Origin of the sequence: Actinopolymorpha sp. NPDC004070 (genome assembly GCF_040610475.1) — a bacterium.
In the GTDB taxonomy this organism is placed as follows: domain Bacteria; phylum Actinomycetota; class Actinomycetes; order Propionibacteriales; family Actinopolymorphaceae; genus Actinopolymorpha.
Genome location: NZ_JBEXMJ010000009.1, coordinates 212,683 through 227,302 on the forward strand (window position 1 = coordinate 212,683; position 14,620 = coordinate 227,302).

The window sequence follows — 14,620 nt, forward strand, 5'->3', positions numbered from 1 at the left end:
ACCACACGCCGGTGACTCGAAGGGGCCTTGCTGCTCATGCTGACACGGAAGGAAACGCGATCGCCCGGGTGGCCGAGCAGCCGCTGTGGCGATCGACGAACTGGCCGGCGAGCCGAGGCCGCATGGTTGCTATGTGCTGCCGGCGGGTTTGACAGCGACGCGGGCGCCACTGTCGTCGATCCGGATCAGGAACGGCATCGGAGGATGTTCCTCGAAGTACTCGTCTGTGGCTTCTGCCACACCGTTCCACCAGGCGTAGTCATCCAGGATGAGCACACCCCCGGGTGCCAGGCGCGGGTAGAGGTGCCGCAGTTCGTGGCGGCTGGATTCGTACCAGTCCGTGTCCAGGCGTAACACGGCGATGGTCTCGGGCGCCTGGCCGGGGACCGTGTCCTCGACCAGGCCGGCGACGATGTGGACGCGAGACGTCGGATAGGCCACGCCGCCCATGACGGCGCGTACGTCCTCAAGCGAAGCGCGTGCCTGCAGCAGGTCGGCCGCCCGGCCGGTCTCTGAGGCCAGGAGGTCGGCGGCCGACTCGCCAGTCCAGCGGACGTCCCTTTCCGTGGGGAGGGGCATGCCCTCGAAGGTGTCGAACAAGTAGATCTCGCGGTCGAGGACGCCGAGGTCCAGCAACGTCCTGGCCGCGGCCTGCATGCTGCCCCCGCGCCATACCCCGCATTCGACGATCGCTCCCGGCACGCCCGACCGGACCACGTAGCGGATGGCATCTGCCAAGGCGTGGACCGCCTCGGGCGAGGTCATCGTGAACGGCTCGACCGCCCGGAAGAGTTCGACCGAGGACGACGGCAGGTCGACAGGTTCGCGGGGCTGGATCTGGTTCAGTCGGTAACCCAGGCTGCGCAAGAGTCGGTTGCCGGCACGTTCGATCGTGGATCGAACCCAAGTCGACTGCCTTACGGAGCCTGACGTGGGGACGGCGTTGTCAACGATGGTGAGCTCCAGATGACGAGAGGCTCATCGTGTGAGCAGGAAGCCGGAACGAATGTCGTACGGGGTGGAAGGCGCGCCGTCCACCGGGTCGCTGCAACTCGGCGGTGATGGTCTCGTGCTGGATCGGAGTGGCGTTGGCGGCAAAATACCTGTCCTCGACCGGATCGTTCCAGCTGTGACGGAAGCCGGTGTCGACGAGAGGGAACCCCAGCGACTGCACGAGAAGAGGCAGCCGAAGCTCGTCGTGACAGGACTCAGGTGGATCGATCCGTGCGTACGCGTCCAGGAACGCACGCGAAAACGCCGGCCCGCAGCCGATACATCCGAGTGGCTCGTCCTGGTAGTCCCATGTCAGCCGAGCGTATGACAGCAGTGACTCCCATTCTCGGAGTCCTTCGGGCGTCCGCAGCCACTCCCAGGACCCGAGCAACTGCGTCAGCGGCGTCAGGCAGGTGAGCGCGACTGCGTCAGGTGGCACGTCGGCGTACACCCGATCCAGACTGTCGAGGAGCAGTAGGTCCCACTCGACGAGATGCGCGACGTCGAAGTCCAGATGCCGCCCCACCTCGCGGTACCACGCCGCCAGGGCGAGGTCGCCGTGTTTCCAGTTCCATCGGCCTGGGCGAGGAGAGACGTACAGGCTGTCAAGCCCGAGGAGAGGTACGGCTCCGTACCGAAGGAGAGCTTGACGACTTCCATGTCCTCCGCCATACAGGCCGTGCACCTGGAGCCCAGGGTTGAGGGAACGTAGTAGGGCCACACCTGAGCGGCAGATGAGCGGATTCCGGTCGAATCGGAAGACGACGATGCGGTTGACCAAGGTCATGCCACTTCCGGGTGTACGTCGTCGACTCGGCTGCCCCAGACTGCCCGCACCGAGGACAACGTCATGTCCACGGTCTCGGTAAAAAGGCGCCGGTTCAGAACGAGGACCAGGACGAGGTATGCAGCCGCTGCCAGGGTGCCGCCGAACAAGCCCGCGACGAGATCCGACCCCAGAGCCCGAGTCATGAACCAACCTGCCGCGCCCGCCGCTATGCCCGCGCTCACCGGGGCGGCGAGCTGACCGGCCAGCCGGACCTGCGTCCGGGCAGCCGTGGCTCGCCCCAGGACCACCGCCTCGACGAGGTTCGAGGCCAGCCAGCCCATCCCCACGGCGACGACGCCGATCCACGGCAACGCCACGAGGACGACCAGGAACTGCACGAGTGTCTGGAGGAGGGATGCGCGGAGAACGGCCGCCGCATCGCCGACCGCATACAGGTAGCCCTGGGTGGCGACCGACACCGACCCGCCTACGCAAAGGCCCAGGCAGGCGGCTGGGAGGACGGTGGCGGCGTCGCGCCACGGCACACCGAACAGGCCGGGGACCAGACCCGGTGCCGAGGCGGCCAACCCGGTGAGAACGAGCCCGCTGGCGACGGTGGTCACACCGACCGCGCGCTCGATGAGCGGCCCGGGATCGGTTTTCTGGGCGAGCAGTTGCGACATGGTCGGAAACGAGACACGGAAGGTGGCGCCGAGGAGGAGATACGGCACCTCGAGCAGCCTTCTCGCTATCGTCACCAAACCCAGGGTCGATACGGTCGTCAGCGCCACGATGGCGGTGTTGAGTCCCTGATCGCGCACGAGTTGGACAGCGGTCACCGCCTGGAAGCGGATCCCAAAGGCCATGAGGCCCCGTACCCGCTGCCATGCGAACCGAGGCGACGGGACTCCGACCGGACTCGCCCACGCCATCGCGGCCACGCCGACAGCGGCCCGTACCGGCGCGGCACTGGCCATTCCCCACACTCCGGCGCCGGCCAGGACCCAGACGATCGCCCACAGGTTGAACACGATCACCTGGGTCACCTCGACGATCGCCAGTCGGCGATAGGCCAGGGCGCGCTCGAGGACGATCCTGCCGGGTATCTGCAACGCCAGGAACGGCGTGGAGGCAACGACGACCGCGGTCACCCACCCAGTCCGTCCGAACAACGGCGCCACTCCGGCAACTCCGGCTGCGAGCACGATCGCCACGGAGACCTGCAGTCCGCTCAGGGCACGAAGGTCCGCACGGTCCGGTTGCTCCGGGCGCCGGATGAGTCCCGCGCCCAGCCCGCCGTCGGCGAACAGGTTCACGAACGTCACGAACGCCAGCCCGACGGCCACCGCGCCGAAATCCGTCGGCATCAGCAAACGGGCCAGCACCACCTGACCGATGAAGCCGACAAGCATGATCCCGAGTCCGCGGGAGCCAACCACGAACAGCCCGGCCAGCGCGCGCTGCCTCAACCCGTCGTGGGCGAGCCCATCTTCCGCGTCCTGGCCGTGTGACGTGTCCGGATGCTGCGCCGTGGTCACGGTCGCACCCCGAAGGCACGCCGTCGGTTGGCCAGCCGCGTGCGGATCCCGAACGTGCCGAGTCGCCGGCGGGCGGCCGCCTTCACCCGGGCTTGTATGTCCGCGCGACGCAGGTCGACCGACGCCAGACGCCCCGGTCGCAGGCGCAGCGGGACATGCCCAGGGTCGAGCCGGAGGGCGACGTCCGGTGCGAGCAACAGCCGCGACAGAAGAGTGGAATAGACCGTCAGCCTGGTGGCCTGCAGCCAGGGCTTGGCCATCGTGTGATGAAGGAAGTAGGGCTGGGTCCGATCGGGATACGTACACGTCAGTGCATGGATGTCGGTCAGCCGAAGCCCTGTGAACGGTGGATGCGGCGCGAGGCGATGCTCGCGAACCTCCAGCTCGTCGTCGTCCAGGGTGGCGCTCAGGACCGCGTTCACGACGTCCTGATCGGCGAAGTAGAAGGGGTCGGACAGGCGCGCCTTCGTGCCGTACCGCGTACCCCGCATGCCCACCGTCACCTGTCCGTCGATCCAGCGGTCCAGCACCCGGGCATTGAGCGTTCGAGGAATCACGAACTGTCCGGCGTTGAGGTAGGCGCGTCGCCGCATCGACCTGAGCCCGAGCACCTCCGCCCACTCCGGGAAGAACCTGTCGTGGTTAGGGGGGTCGTTCACGAACCCGACGAGGCGACCGGCCGCGGCGGCATCGATGAGGCGCGTCAGCGGCCGGACGGCGATGACGTCCGCGTCGAGTACGACCTGAACATCGGCGGGACGTAGCCGTGGCCCGTACGGCGCGAGGTGCACCGGCGGGACGTCAACCGGCGCGGGGAGCAGTTCGACGTGTCCGGAGAGGAGATCCCGCTGAGCATCGGCGAGGCCCGCATCGACCAACCTGAACGGCTCGCGGTGGCCGAGAAGTCGCAGCGAGTTCAACAGTGCGACGGCTCCTGGAAAGTGCCGCGCGTCGGCGACACAGTAGAACGCGCAGGAAGGCGCGGCAGGTCGCGATCTCGACCCGCTGGCATCGGCCGTCGCAGCGGGTCCGGCGGCGCCCTCGAGTCGTCGGGACGTAAACACCACGCTCTGGCTGTTTCCCGGTAAACGCCGGACCTATTCCAGGTGATCGACGTGATGGCGGGTCCACGTAGGCGTCAGGTAGCCAACGCGGTTCGGGTGGGGTGCGGAGGTGAGGGGATTCTCCCTGACCGCAATGGCCTCTTCCGTCCGTGCCGGCCGGTCGGTTTGCATGATCTTCCGGCGCGGTAAGACGATACGCGGATGTGGTCAAGGGGGGAAAGTGCGATATCTCGTCACAGGGGTGGCGGGCTTCCTCGGAAGTCACGTAGCAGAGGCGTTGCTGCCACATGCGACCGCTGTGACAGGAGTGGACTGCCTCACGGACTATTACCCGATTGCCATGAAGGAAAGAAATCTTCAGCGGCTGCTCGACAGCGAGAAGTTCGCGTTCGTCGAGGCCGACCTGCGCCATGCCGACCTGTCGAGTCTGGTCGCGATCACCGACGTGGTGCTGCACCAGGCGGGCCAACCCGGAGTGCGGACGTCCTGGGGGGAGGACTTCACCGCGTACGTGGAGCACAACATCGTCGCGACACACCGGCTGCTCGAATGGTCACGGCAGGCGCACATCAAGAGGTTCGTGTACGCGTCGAGTTCGTCTGTGTACGGCAACGCTGACTCCTATCCCACCACCGAAGCGAGCCTGCCACGCCCGTTCAGCCCTTATGGCACGACAAAACTTGCTGCGGAGCATCTCTGCGGCGCGTATGCCGAGAACTGGGGTCTCCCGACGGTGGCTCTGAGGTACTTCACCGTCTACGGTCCTCGGCAGCGTCCCGACATGGCGATACACCGGTTCATCCAGGCCGCGGCCGAAGGTCGCGACATCCACCTGTACGGCACGGGGGAGCAGGCGCGCGACTTCACCTACGTCGACGACGTGGTGCGTGCGAACGTCCTGGCTGCGTGGAAGCCGCTCCGACCGGGCACCGTCCTGAACATAGCGGGCGGCTCACACCTGTCGGTGAACATGCTCCTCGACAAGCTCGGTGACATCGTGGGGCGCCCGCTTACGGTAAGGCGAAGCGACACCTGTGCGGGGGACGTCGACAACACTCGCGCGGACTGCAGCAAGGCTGCTCTGTTGCTCGACTGGCGCCCGCTGATCGACATGACAACCGGACTCACCAGACAGGTCGAGTGGCAGTTGGCGGCATATGGTACGGCCAAGGGGAGAGCCCGCCACGGACGACAGTTGTCTGTGGCGCGGTCGGTGGCCGGGCCTCCGATGAGGGCCACCACGACATGACACGGGCACCAATCGTCCTCCACGTCGCCGCGGTCGAATACACGGCGACAAAACTTCTTGTGCCCCAACTGTGTGACCTACGCGCCCGCGGTTTCGACGCGAGGCTGGCCTGCGCACCCGACGGGCCGGAGTTCGATCGCAGTTTGGTGCCATTCCGGCCGATCTCCCTCTCCTTCCCACGTTCCCCACGTCCGGTGTCGATGGCAGCCGCCTGCGCCCGGCTGGTACGAATCCTTCGCGACCTGCAGCCCGATCTCCTGCACCTGCACGCACCCGCGGCGGCACTACCTACCCGGATGATGCCGCGATGGCTCATACCGAGACGCACCCGGGTTCTGTACACGGTGCATGGTTTCGCCCACGTCTGGGACGGGCGTGGATGGCGCGATCGCGCCCTCGAGCGGGTGGAGCGGATGCTCGCACCTCATACCGACATGCTGCTCTTCCAGTCGACAGAGGACCTTGACCAGACCCGCTCCCGCGGGTATCGAACTCAGCTGCGCTACCTCGGAAACGGAGTGGAGGACCAGTGGTTCGCCATCCCGTCTCGACAGGCGCCATCGCGGCCCTTCCGGTTGCTGTTCGTCGGGAGGCTGATCAAGGAAAAGGGCGTGCTCGACCTGTTCGACGCGCTCGTCGCGGTGCCGGATGTTCACCTCACGGTTGCCGGCGCCGAACTGCCCACGGATCGCGACGGCGTCGAGAAGGTGCTTCGGGAACGCGCTTCTGGCAATGCACTCTGCGGCCGCGTGAGCTTCGTGGGCATGGTCGCCAAGGCGCAGATGCAGAGTCTGGTGGCCGGCAGCGACGCGTTGGTCCTGCCCAGCTACCGCGAAGGCGTCCCCCGCTCTCTCATCGAGGGCTTCGCCGCCGGTCGTCCGGCCGTGGCGACAGCTGTACGCGGTTGCCGCGAGCTGGTCGAGGACGGGCTCACCGGGTTCCTGGTGCCGCCTGGTCGCCCGGATCGGCTGGCGCAGGCGCTACGTGCGATGAGTAACCTGCCTGATCGTCGGTACCGCGAGATGTCTGCGGCTGCCCGAGCACTTGCCGAGGCCAGGTATCGGGAGTCGCTTGTGTTCCATCGGCTGGTCGACGCCTACGCCGAGTTGCTGGGACGGCGGAGTGACTCAGCCGCGCTGCGCACCGGGGTAGTAGTCGACGATGTCACGAGGCGTGAGCTGGATCTCGGAACGCCGGCCCAGGAAGTACACCCCGGATGCGCAGTCGTTGGCGTACCTGCGCGGCACCATCCGGTCCAGGAAACGCAGCCAGAAGAACAGCGCCCGCACGACGCGGCCGGCATACTGCGATCGAGCCAGGCCCCGGGCGAGGTGATCGACGCTCCAGAGCAACTGGGTCCCCGGTCCGGCGACCGGTCCGGCATCGATCTGCTCGAATCGCCGGAAGAGATACCTGTGGCCGCTGGCGGTGAAGCGGGTGAAGTCGTACGCGCCGGCATGCACGTGCTGGAGGAAGGGCGTCTCGGCATAGACGAGGCCGCCGTCGACCAACACGCGGTGAATCTCGGCCACCACCTGACCGGGGTCGAGGACGTGCTCGAGGACGGCCTGGATGACGACGGCGTCGATGCACCCGTCGGCGAGGGGCAAGGCGTGCCCGTCAGCTATGGCGACCGTGAGATCGCTCGCGTAGAGGTCCATTCCGATGACCTCGACATCCGCTCCGGATCGGTAGAGGGCATCCACCCCGTTACCAAGGGTGCCCCCGCCGATGACTAGGACCCGGCCGCAACGTTTCGGCATGAGTCCCACCAGCCTTGCGATGTTCTTCTCGGCGACGTGGTTGACGGGCTTCAGGACGCGTCGTAGGGGCGGCGGGATCATGTCAACGCGTGACCGGTGCAGTTCGCGGTGGGCGCGGCCGGAGGTGCGCACCCAGGCTGAAACCTCGTCGAGGGACAGCACGCTGCGCTCGAAATCGACCAGGACCGGCCAGTCGCTGACGACCGGGAAACTGCCCGCTGCGGAGTACGGACAACCGTCGGCCGTACACCGGAACGCCGCACCATCGGCGGCAACAGCGGATCGACATCGCGGGCAGACCAACAGCGGTAGGACGCGGTTCAGCGTCGCCAGCGCCATGTGTACTCCTCCCTACCAGTCAATGCGTCCTACTCCTGACTGGCTCATACCCTTTGCAGCGGTCTGTTCCCCACGAATGCGCGCCCTGGCCACCGCGTTGATCCCTCGTGGCAGGGGTGCTTGGACAGAACACCACCGGAACCCGGTTTCTCGTCGGCCTGATCGACGGCCCCGCGTGATGGTCATGTTGGTGCTGTTGGCCGCTGCCATGCCCTTCCGATTCCCGGTCTGGTACCCGGCCTCGTTTCCGGTCATCAGGTCGGCGTCCATTCTCGACGTGATGCTCGTGGTCGGTCTGATCATTCTTGTGGTGGACCTGAAGCACCGTTGTCTCAACCTGGGCTATCGACCCCTGGCCCTCCTCCTCGCCGTTCCGGTGCTGATCTCCGCGCTCTCCCTGATGTGGAGCGACGATCGGATCGCGACACTGCGTACGACCGTGAACTTCCTGGAGGCATTCGTTGGCTACCTGTTCGCGACGCGGGAGCTGGCGGGCCTTGCCACCGAGCGGGTCGTGGCATTCCTCCGCCGATACGTCTGGCTCGTGACCTTGCCGGCCGTGTTTCTCCTGCTGCATGTGCCAGGATTCGCGCCGTACGAGCCCGGGCTTTCTCACACCTCCGGTGACTATCTCTCCTACTACTCCCGGCTCTCCCACCCGCTACTAGGCCGGTCGAACAACCTCGCCGCCGTTCTTGTCATCCTCGTACCCGTATTGTTGCATTTCGGGCACACCCGGCGAGATCGTCGCACAACGCTCACCGGCCTGGTCGCGGCAACAGCGGTGATCTGCACCTTCTCCCGCGGAGTCATGGTGGCATTCGTGATCGCGGGCATCGGCTGTCTTCTCTTGTTTCGCCGTCCGTTCGGCAGTCCTCGGAAGCACTTGATCGGCAACGTGGTAGCAGGTGCGCTGGGTCTGGCCGCTGCCCCCATCGCGCTCTACGCGTTGAACCCGGCCACCCACGAGTTCTTCGCCGGTCGCCTGTCAGCGGCGAACATCCTGTTGAGAGCAGAGTTGTACCGTGCCGCATTCGAGAAGATCGCGGAGCGGCCACTTCTGGGCTACGGCGCAGGTGTCGTGCCCAGGGGCGACGCGGTGCTGGTTGTCGACGTGCACAACACCTACGTTCAGCAGGTCCTGTACTACGGAGTGCCGCTCGGGGTACTTGTCGGGCTGGTCGTTCTCAGCCTGCCGATCTTCTTTCTCCTGCGCCGCGGTCTGCATCCACTCGCGGGGGCGGTCGGTTTCGGCGTCCTGGTCGAAGTCATCAGTTTCGCGTTCGAGTCCAGCCTCGAGGGCACTGTGCTGCGAGTGATCTTCTACCTTCTTCTCGGGATGCTCGCCGGATTCCTGCGGTCGCCTGTTCCCGGGCAACGCCGGGAAGCGCCGCAGGGCGCCGCGGAGGTGATGTCGTAGATGCGGCATGCCGTGACGCCGTACGGTCGCACCGGAGGGAGTTCACGGGTGCGTGTCCTTTCCTGGCTGGATCGACTTGTCGGACCGGTCGAGGTGCACAGCTACGTCGGACACCACAGCGCGGCTCCACGCCACCTTCTGCGCCATCCGGGCCGTGTGCTCTCTGCGGAGCACGCTCTGCGACGGCTGGCGACGCTGCATCCAGATCGCCTCCTGTTGCATCGCGAGGCATCACCACTGAGCCGAGGCGGTTTGGAGGCTGCACTACTGACGAGCGCGGCCGTCGGTGTCTACGACTTCGATGACGCGCTCCACTGTGACTTTGGGGGGAGTGCTCCTTGGCGCAGGCTGGCCCCCAAGGCTCCCAAGGCTCTCGCGGCCGCGCGATGTGCGGATCGCGTCATCGCTGGTAACGACATTCTCGCCGAGTGGGCGGTCCGGCACGCCACGGACGTCGTGGTGATACCAAGCTGCGTCGCTGTCGAGGACTACGCCACCAAGCAGTCTTACGGGCTGTCCGATCCGCCTCGTCTGGGGTGGATCGGCTCAGCGGACAACGAGCCATTGCTGATGGCGATCGCTCCGGCGCTCTGGGAAGTTCACCGCCGCTCCGGCGCGAGGCTCACTCTCATCGGAACGAGTCGCTCGACGCTGGGCTCGCTCGAGCAGATCGTCGACCGCGTGCCCTGGACCGAGCACACTCAACATTCCGTACTGGCAGAGATCGACATCGGGCTCATGCCCCTACACGACGATCCGTACAGCCGGGGCAAGTGTGGTTACAAGTTGCTCCAGTACGCGGCTGCCGGCGTCCCAGCGGTGGGCAGTCCGGTTGGTGCCAACGGGGCAGTTCTGGCCTCGCTCGGCTTCGTCGCTGCGAGATCGTTGCAGGATTGGACCGACGCTCTCGGCTCCCTCGTGGAGGGCCCGGACAGTGATCGGGCGACGGTGGGATGGCATGCGCTCGACCAGGTGGCGAAGAGGTATTCGTACGACGCCTGGCTCGGTCGGTGGCAGCAGGCGACCGGATTCGGAGGAGATCGCGCGCCCGCCCGGGCGGGGGATGACCGGTGAGCGAACGCCATGTCGATGTCGTCGTCGTGAACTGGAACAGCGGCGATTGCCTTCGCGCGTGCATCGACTCACTCGCCGGGCCGACCGGACGGGGGCAGGTCGGAGACGTGGTCGTCGTCGACAATGCTTCGACCGACGGCTCGGCAGAGTGCCTTCCGAACTGGGTCAAGCTGGTGGAGAACCCGGGGAACGTCGGCTTCGCCGCGGCCTGTAATCAAGGAGCCGACCACTGTGCGTCTGACTACCTGCTCTTCCTCAACCCGGACACCGTGGTCGGCGACGACACGATCCAGAGGGCAGTCGCCTTCCTCGACAGCCGTGAAAACCTCGTGTATGGCATCTGTGGCGCGCTCGCGGTGAACCGTGACGGCACTCCCGGAGTCTGCGCCTCCCGATTCCCGACGCTCACGAACGTGATGGCCGGTGTCCTCAAGCTCGACCTTGTCGTGCGCCGGTGGGCGCGCCATCTGCCGCCGGAGGCCCTTCGCCGCGGCGGCCCCGTGGACCAGGTCATCGGCGCCTTCTTCGTCATCCGACGAGCCCTGTTCGGCGAACTGGGCGGCTTCGACGAACGTTACTTCCTCTACTACGAGGAGGTGGACCTGAGCAAGAGGGCAAAGCTGCTGGGCTTCGGCTCGTACCTACTCGTCGACGCCACCTTCGAGCACATCGGGAACGTCAGTGCGAAGCGTTCCGGCGATCTGGCGCTGTATCACTCGCTGCGCAGTCGATCGCTGTACGCATTTCAGCACTGGCCGGCCTGGCAGGCGTACCTGCTGATCTTCTTCACGCTTGCTGTGGATTTACCGGCGAGGCTGGTTCGAGCTGTGGCGACGAAGGAGTTCGGGGATCTTCCGCGTCTGGTCCGCGCGAGCAGCTCATACCTGCGCTTCGTTCTCGGCCCCGACCGATCAGCCGGCACGTCATGACGACGGGAGGACGCAAGCGTGTCGTCATCGTGTGCCAGCTCGATGGCTTCGGCAACAGTGTGAAACCGATCGAGATCCACCGGTACCTCACGTCCCGTGGCCACGAGGTCCGCCTGGTCGACACGTATCGACTCAGCCGCTCCTCTGCCCGGCCGGCCACACTCGCAGGGTGGCTGCCACGTCCACGGCCGTACCATGTCGCGCTCTATGCGGTTGAGGCGATCGGCAAGCTCACCAGACCGGTGGGAACCGCGCGCCGTCGGCTGTCGTACCACCTGTTGCGGGCTGACTTCTGGTTGCGTCGCCGCATCCTCCGGTCGGGGCTGGCGTTGAACGACGTCGACCTGGTGATCTGTGAGACGCCCTACGACAGTGGCCTTCTCCTTGATGTCGCGAGTGCCCAGACGATGTACGACTGCCCGACGCCCTGGGCGGACGAGCTCCTCTACGAGGGTCGACTGACTCGCCGTCAGCACGCTCGTTTGCGCCAACTCGAGATCGACGTGCTCGAGAGTGTGGACCACCTCAGCTTTCATTGGGAGTCCTACGCGGACTATGCGCGGGAACACTACCGAATCCCTGGGAGCAATCTTGTCACGCTCAACTGGGGCTGTTCGCCCGCAGCGATCCGCGCACGATCCGCCAGCCCGGCACGGGTCGTCTACTTCGGCTCCCTCAGCTCGAGGTTCGTCAATCTACCCTTGCTGTCGAGGTTGTCCCGAAGCTATCCATACATCGACGTCTATGGAGGACCGCCGCCGGACCCTGCTCTCGGGATCCGATACCGGGGATACGCGTCTCCGGGTGTGCTCCGGGACTACCAGTTCGGGCTCATCACCTGCGTCGACGACCCGCTGCGCCGCGACGGGTTCTCCGCGAAGCATCTGGACTATCTGGCTGCCGGCCTTCCTGTCCTGGTGCCGGTTTGGCGGCGAAGCGCCGAGGCACTCGCCGGCTCGCTGCTCTATGACGAGAAGTCCTTTGCCGACATCGTGACTCGGCACGCGGATCCTGTTGCGTGGCAGCGAGTCAGTGACGAGGCCTATGCACAGGCGGAGCGACTCAGGTGGGAACACACGCTTCGACCACTGGATGCGCTCCTCGAAACTACTGCGTCTGCCGTAGGACCCTGAACCGTGCTCAGACCCTTCCGAAAGTGACCAAGATGAATCTTCGCCATGTCCTGAAGCAGTCCGATGCGATGGTCGGACTGGTTCATGACTCGAGAAGGATCCTGAGGATCCCGGCCCTGGCCCGGCGGAGGCGGATCATCGACAACTATCTGGCCACCCACGGAATCAGGAGGCTCCAGATCGGCGCGGGCCGAACGTCCCTCGACGGCTGGTTGAGCACTGACATCTCTCCGGGCCAAGACGGCAGCGTCCTTCTCGATGCGAGCAAAGCCTTTCCGTTTGATGACGCGGTGTTCGACGCTGTCTACAGTGAGCACATGATCGAACACATCTCCTGGGATGATGGTTCGTTCATGCTGAGTGAGATCCGACGCGTCCTCAAGCCTGGCGGAGTGGTTCGGATCGCCACGCCGGACCTTGCGGTTCTCCTGGGCCTCTACGGCCGCGATCAAAGTGCATTGGGTGAGAAATACGTCCGGTGGATCACTGACGAGTTTCTTCCACAGGTCGACGTGTACGACGCTTCGTTTGTGATCAACAACGCGTTCCGCAACTGGGGTCATCAGTTCCTCTACGATGGCAATTTGATGGAAATGGCGATGTCGAAGGCAGGATTCGCGGACATCAGGCGATGTTCTCCAGGTGAATCGAGCCATGCGGATCTGCGGGCACTCGAGTCGCATGGCAAGCACGTTGCGGACGAGGAAATGGCAGCGTTCGAGACCATGGTCTACGAGGGGAACCGCCCGCGTTGAGGACGGCGTCGTCCCCCGGCGTGCGGACCGACAGTCGAGCGGCTCTCTCCTACTGGCGACACGCCAGCCCGCCAGGCCAACCGAGGTGACCGACGGCCCGGTGGCCGGTCACGGGAACCAGGAGCTGCCGACGCTGACCGAAGTCGGCGGACCTACGCCCGACGGCCTGCTCAACCGACTGTCCACGTCGCAGGCGCAAGGGGCTTCTCCGGACAGGAATCCCAGGAGATCGGACAGTAGTACGTCGCGCCGGTCTTGGCAGGCGCATCAGGCACGAGGGGCGATGCTTCCAGCGCCTGCGGGATTCATCAAGCGATTTCAAGAGTCCTGCAGCTTGCGACCTGGTCCCAGAGAAGGTCGCGATGCCACCCCTGCGTGACAGGTCAGCGCCATCCCGCGAGCCTGCGACGTGGAGGTCAGCCGTTATGCCGGCTCCTGCGAATGCCATTCGGCATTGTTAGAGGGCAGGGGACGGGAACTCGAGCGGCAGTGGGGGTTTTAGTGCTGTTGATACAGAGCAGCCTGACTATTGTCTCGCCACGACAGTTAACAGCAGGGGCGTAGGTTGGTGTGTCATGGAGCGCCAGCTCGCGCTCCGGCGATTCTTCATCGTTGGGTCGCAGAATCTGGTCGTTGCGGGCGTCCTGCTCGGGACGTCACGACCGGGTCTTGTCGTATTCGTGGAACCGGGAAAAATCAGTCCATTCTGGCCCCCGACCGGAGTGGCGGTCGCGGCCCTGCTCCTCTGGGGGTGGCGGATGTGGCCGGGGATCCTCCTCGGCTCGGTTGCGATCGACATCTTCACCACTCCTGCGCCCGTCATAGTTCCCACCGCAGCGGCGTCAACTGCCGCCTGCATGTACGCGTACTGGGCCCTGCGCAGGGTCGGCTTCCGAATCCAGCTTGACCGGCTGAAGGACGCGCTCGCGCTGGTCTTCCTCGCCGCTCTCGGCGCGATGCTGATCAGTTCCACGATCGGAACGATCATGCGCCTGGTCGGGGGAGTTGTGACGGCCGGAACCTTCCTGACGGCATGGTTCACCTGGTGGACCGGCGACGCGATGGGCGTGCTGTTCGTGACACCCCTGCTACTGCTGCTCTACAAGGTTCCGTGGCGACAGTACCGCTACGTCTACGCGGTCAGACTCGCCGAGATCAGTGCACTGCTCGCCGGTTCCTTCGGCCTGATCCTGATGGGCGAACTGCTGTGGGGCGTCCTCTTCCTGGCGTTCCCACTCATCGTCCTGGCCGCCTGGCGCTACCAGTTGGCCGGCGCCGCGCCCCTCGCAGTGATCGCGTCGGCGGTCACCATCGACGCCAGCGTGGCGGCATACGGCACCTTTGCCGGCAAAGACCTGCTCGGCAGGATGCTGCTTCTCCAACTCTTCAACGGCTCGATCGTCCTGACCGGACTAGTGCTTTCCGCTGCGATCAGTGAACGCAACCGAACGCGGGAAGAACTCGAACACGCCTGCGGGCAACTGCAGCAGACGGTCGGAAAACTCGACGAGATGATGCGACCCGGCACGCAGTCCGACCATCGGCAATGGACAGACCACCAGCGAGGCCAGTGATCCAGGTGAGACGGGGGAGA

At 65.6% G+C, this 14,620-nt stretch carries 12 protein-coding genes and 1 pseudogene; 8 read left to right on the forward strand and 5 right to left on the reverse strand.

What is annotated here, in order from left to right; translation table 11 throughout:
• Nucleotides 1-129: 129 nt before the first annotated feature.
• The 4 genes from ABZV93_RS18070 to ABZV93_RS18085 form a co-directional block, all read right to left on the reverse strand.
• Complete coding sequence (locus ABZV93_RS18070) at nucleotides 130-765, reverse strand: TylF/MycF/NovP-related O-methyltransferase (protein ID WP_354937093.1); 636 nt, start codon at nucleotides 763-765, stop codon at nucleotides 130-132.
• A 181-nt stretch (nucleotides 766-946) separates the two neighbouring features.
• Nucleotides 947-1,519 carry a hypothetical protein gene (locus ABZV93_RS18075; RefSeq protein WP_354937096.1) on the reverse strand — a complete coding sequence of 191 codons (573 nt, stop codon included), beginning with the start codon at nucleotides 1,517-1,519 and terminating at the stop codon, nucleotides 947-949.
• Nucleotides 1,520-1,776: 257 nt separating this feature from the next.
• Nucleotides 1,777-3,174, reverse strand: a complete 1,398-nt coding sequence (locus tag ABZV93_RS18080) for an oligosaccharide flippase family protein (RefSeq protein ID WP_354937358.1) — start codon at nucleotides 3,172-3,174, stop codon at nucleotides 1,777-1,779.
• A gap of 122 nt (nucleotides 3,175-3,296) precedes the next feature.
• Complete coding sequence (locus ABZV93_RS18085; RefSeq protein ID WP_354937099.1) at nucleotides 3,297-4,220, reverse strand: hypothetical protein; 924 nt, start codon at nucleotides 4,218-4,220, stop codon at nucleotides 3,297-3,299.
• 385 nt (nucleotides 4,221-4,605) lie between these two features.
• On the opposite strand from ABZV93_RS18085, the gene ABZV93_RS18090 reads away from it, so the two are divergent.
• Nucleotides 4,606-5,613: an NAD-dependent epimerase/dehydratase family protein gene (locus tag ABZV93_RS18090; RefSeq protein ID WP_354937102.1), complete on the forward strand. Its 1,008-nt coding sequence runs from the start codon at nucleotides 4,606-4,608 to the stop codon at nucleotides 5,611-5,613.
• A pseudogene (locus tag ABZV93_RS18095) lies at nucleotides 5,610-6,641 on the forward strand (glycosyltransferase); the annotation flags it as partial. The gene ABZV93_RS18090 and the pseudogene ABZV93_RS18095, both read left to right, overlap by 4 nt.
• A 99-nt stretch (nucleotides 6,642-6,740) precedes the next feature.
• Here ABZV93_RS18095 and ABZV93_RS18100 read toward each other — a convergent pair.
• Nucleotides 6,741-7,715, reverse strand: a complete 975-nt coding sequence (locus ABZV93_RS18100) for a class I SAM-dependent methyltransferase (protein WP_354937361.1) — start codon at nucleotides 7,713-7,715, stop codon at nucleotides 6,741-6,743.
• 184 nt (nucleotides 7,716-7,899) lie between these two features.
• On the opposite strand from ABZV93_RS18100, the gene ABZV93_RS18105 reads away from it, so the two are divergent.
• From ABZV93_RS18105 to ABZV93_RS18130, 6 genes are all read left to right on the forward strand, one after another.
• Nucleotides 7,900-9,135, forward strand: coding sequence for an O-antigen ligase family protein (locus ABZV93_RS18105; protein WP_354937105.1), 1,236 nt, complete (start codon nucleotides 7,900-7,902; stop codon nucleotides 9,133-9,135).
• A 48-nt stretch (nucleotides 9,136-9,183) separates the two neighbouring features.
• Entirely contained in the window at nucleotides 9,184-10,209 is a 1,026-nt protein-coding gene (locus ABZV93_RS18110) for a glycosyltransferase (protein ID WP_354937108.1), read from the forward strand.
• Nucleotides 10,206-11,138, forward strand: a complete 933-nt coding sequence (locus tag ABZV93_RS18115) for a glycosyltransferase family 2 protein (RefSeq protein WP_354937111.1) — start codon at nucleotides 10,206-10,208, stop codon at nucleotides 11,136-11,138. Before ABZV93_RS18110 ends, ABZV93_RS18115 begins: the two co-directional genes overlap by 4 nt.
• Complete coding sequence (locus ABZV93_RS18120) at nucleotides 11,135-12,271, forward strand: hypothetical protein (protein WP_354937114.1); 1,137 nt, start codon at nucleotides 11,135-11,137, stop codon at nucleotides 12,269-12,271. The genes ABZV93_RS18115 and ABZV93_RS18120 overlap by 4 nt, the downstream gene beginning before the upstream one ends.
• Nucleotides 12,272-12,303: 32 nt before the next feature.
• Nucleotides 12,304-13,026: a methyltransferase domain-containing protein gene (locus ABZV93_RS18125; protein WP_354937363.1), complete on the forward strand. Its 723-nt coding sequence runs from the start codon at nucleotides 12,304-12,306 to the stop codon at nucleotides 13,024-13,026.
• 575 nt (nucleotides 13,027-13,601) lie between these two features.
• Nucleotides 13,602-14,600, forward strand: coding sequence for an MASE1 domain-containing protein (locus ABZV93_RS18130; protein ID WP_354937117.1), 999 nt, complete (start codon nucleotides 13,602-13,604; stop codon nucleotides 14,598-14,600).
• The last annotated feature ends 20 nt before the right edge of the window (nucleotides 14,601-14,620 follow it).

What these genes read in the sequence shown, in the direction of transcription:
- ABZV93_RS18070 (WP_354937093.1), bottom strand. Translation starts at nt 765, where the DNA reads ATGACCTCGCCCGAGGCGGTCCACGCCTTGGCAGATGCCATCCGCTAC.
- ABZV93_RS18080 (WP_354937358.1), bottom strand. Translation starts at nt 3,174, where the DNA reads ATGCTTGTCGGCTTCATCGGTCAGGTGGTGCTGGCCCGTTTGCTGATG.
- ABZV93_RS18100 (WP_354937361.1), bottom strand. Translation starts at nt 7,715, where the DNA reads ATGGCGCTGGCGACGCTGAACCGCGTCCTACCGCTGTTGGTCTGCCCG.
- ABZV93_RS18105 (WP_354937105.1), top strand. Translation starts at nt 7,900, where the DNA reads ATGTTGGTGCTGTTGGCCGCTGCCATGCCCTTCCGATTCCCGGTCTGG.
- ABZV93_RS18120 (WP_354937114.1), top strand. Translation starts at nt 11,135, where the DNA reads ATGACGACGGGAGGACGCAAGCGTGTCGTCATCGTGTGCCAGCTCGAT.
- ABZV93_RS18125 (WP_354937363.1), top strand. Translation starts at nt 12,304, where the DNA reads ATGAATCTTCGCCATGTCCTGAAGCAGTCCGATGCGATGGTCGGACTG.
- ABZV93_RS18130 (WP_354937117.1), top strand. Translation starts at nt 13,602, where the DNA reads ATGGAGCGCCAGCTCGCGCTCCGGCGATTCTTCATCGTTGGGTCGCAG.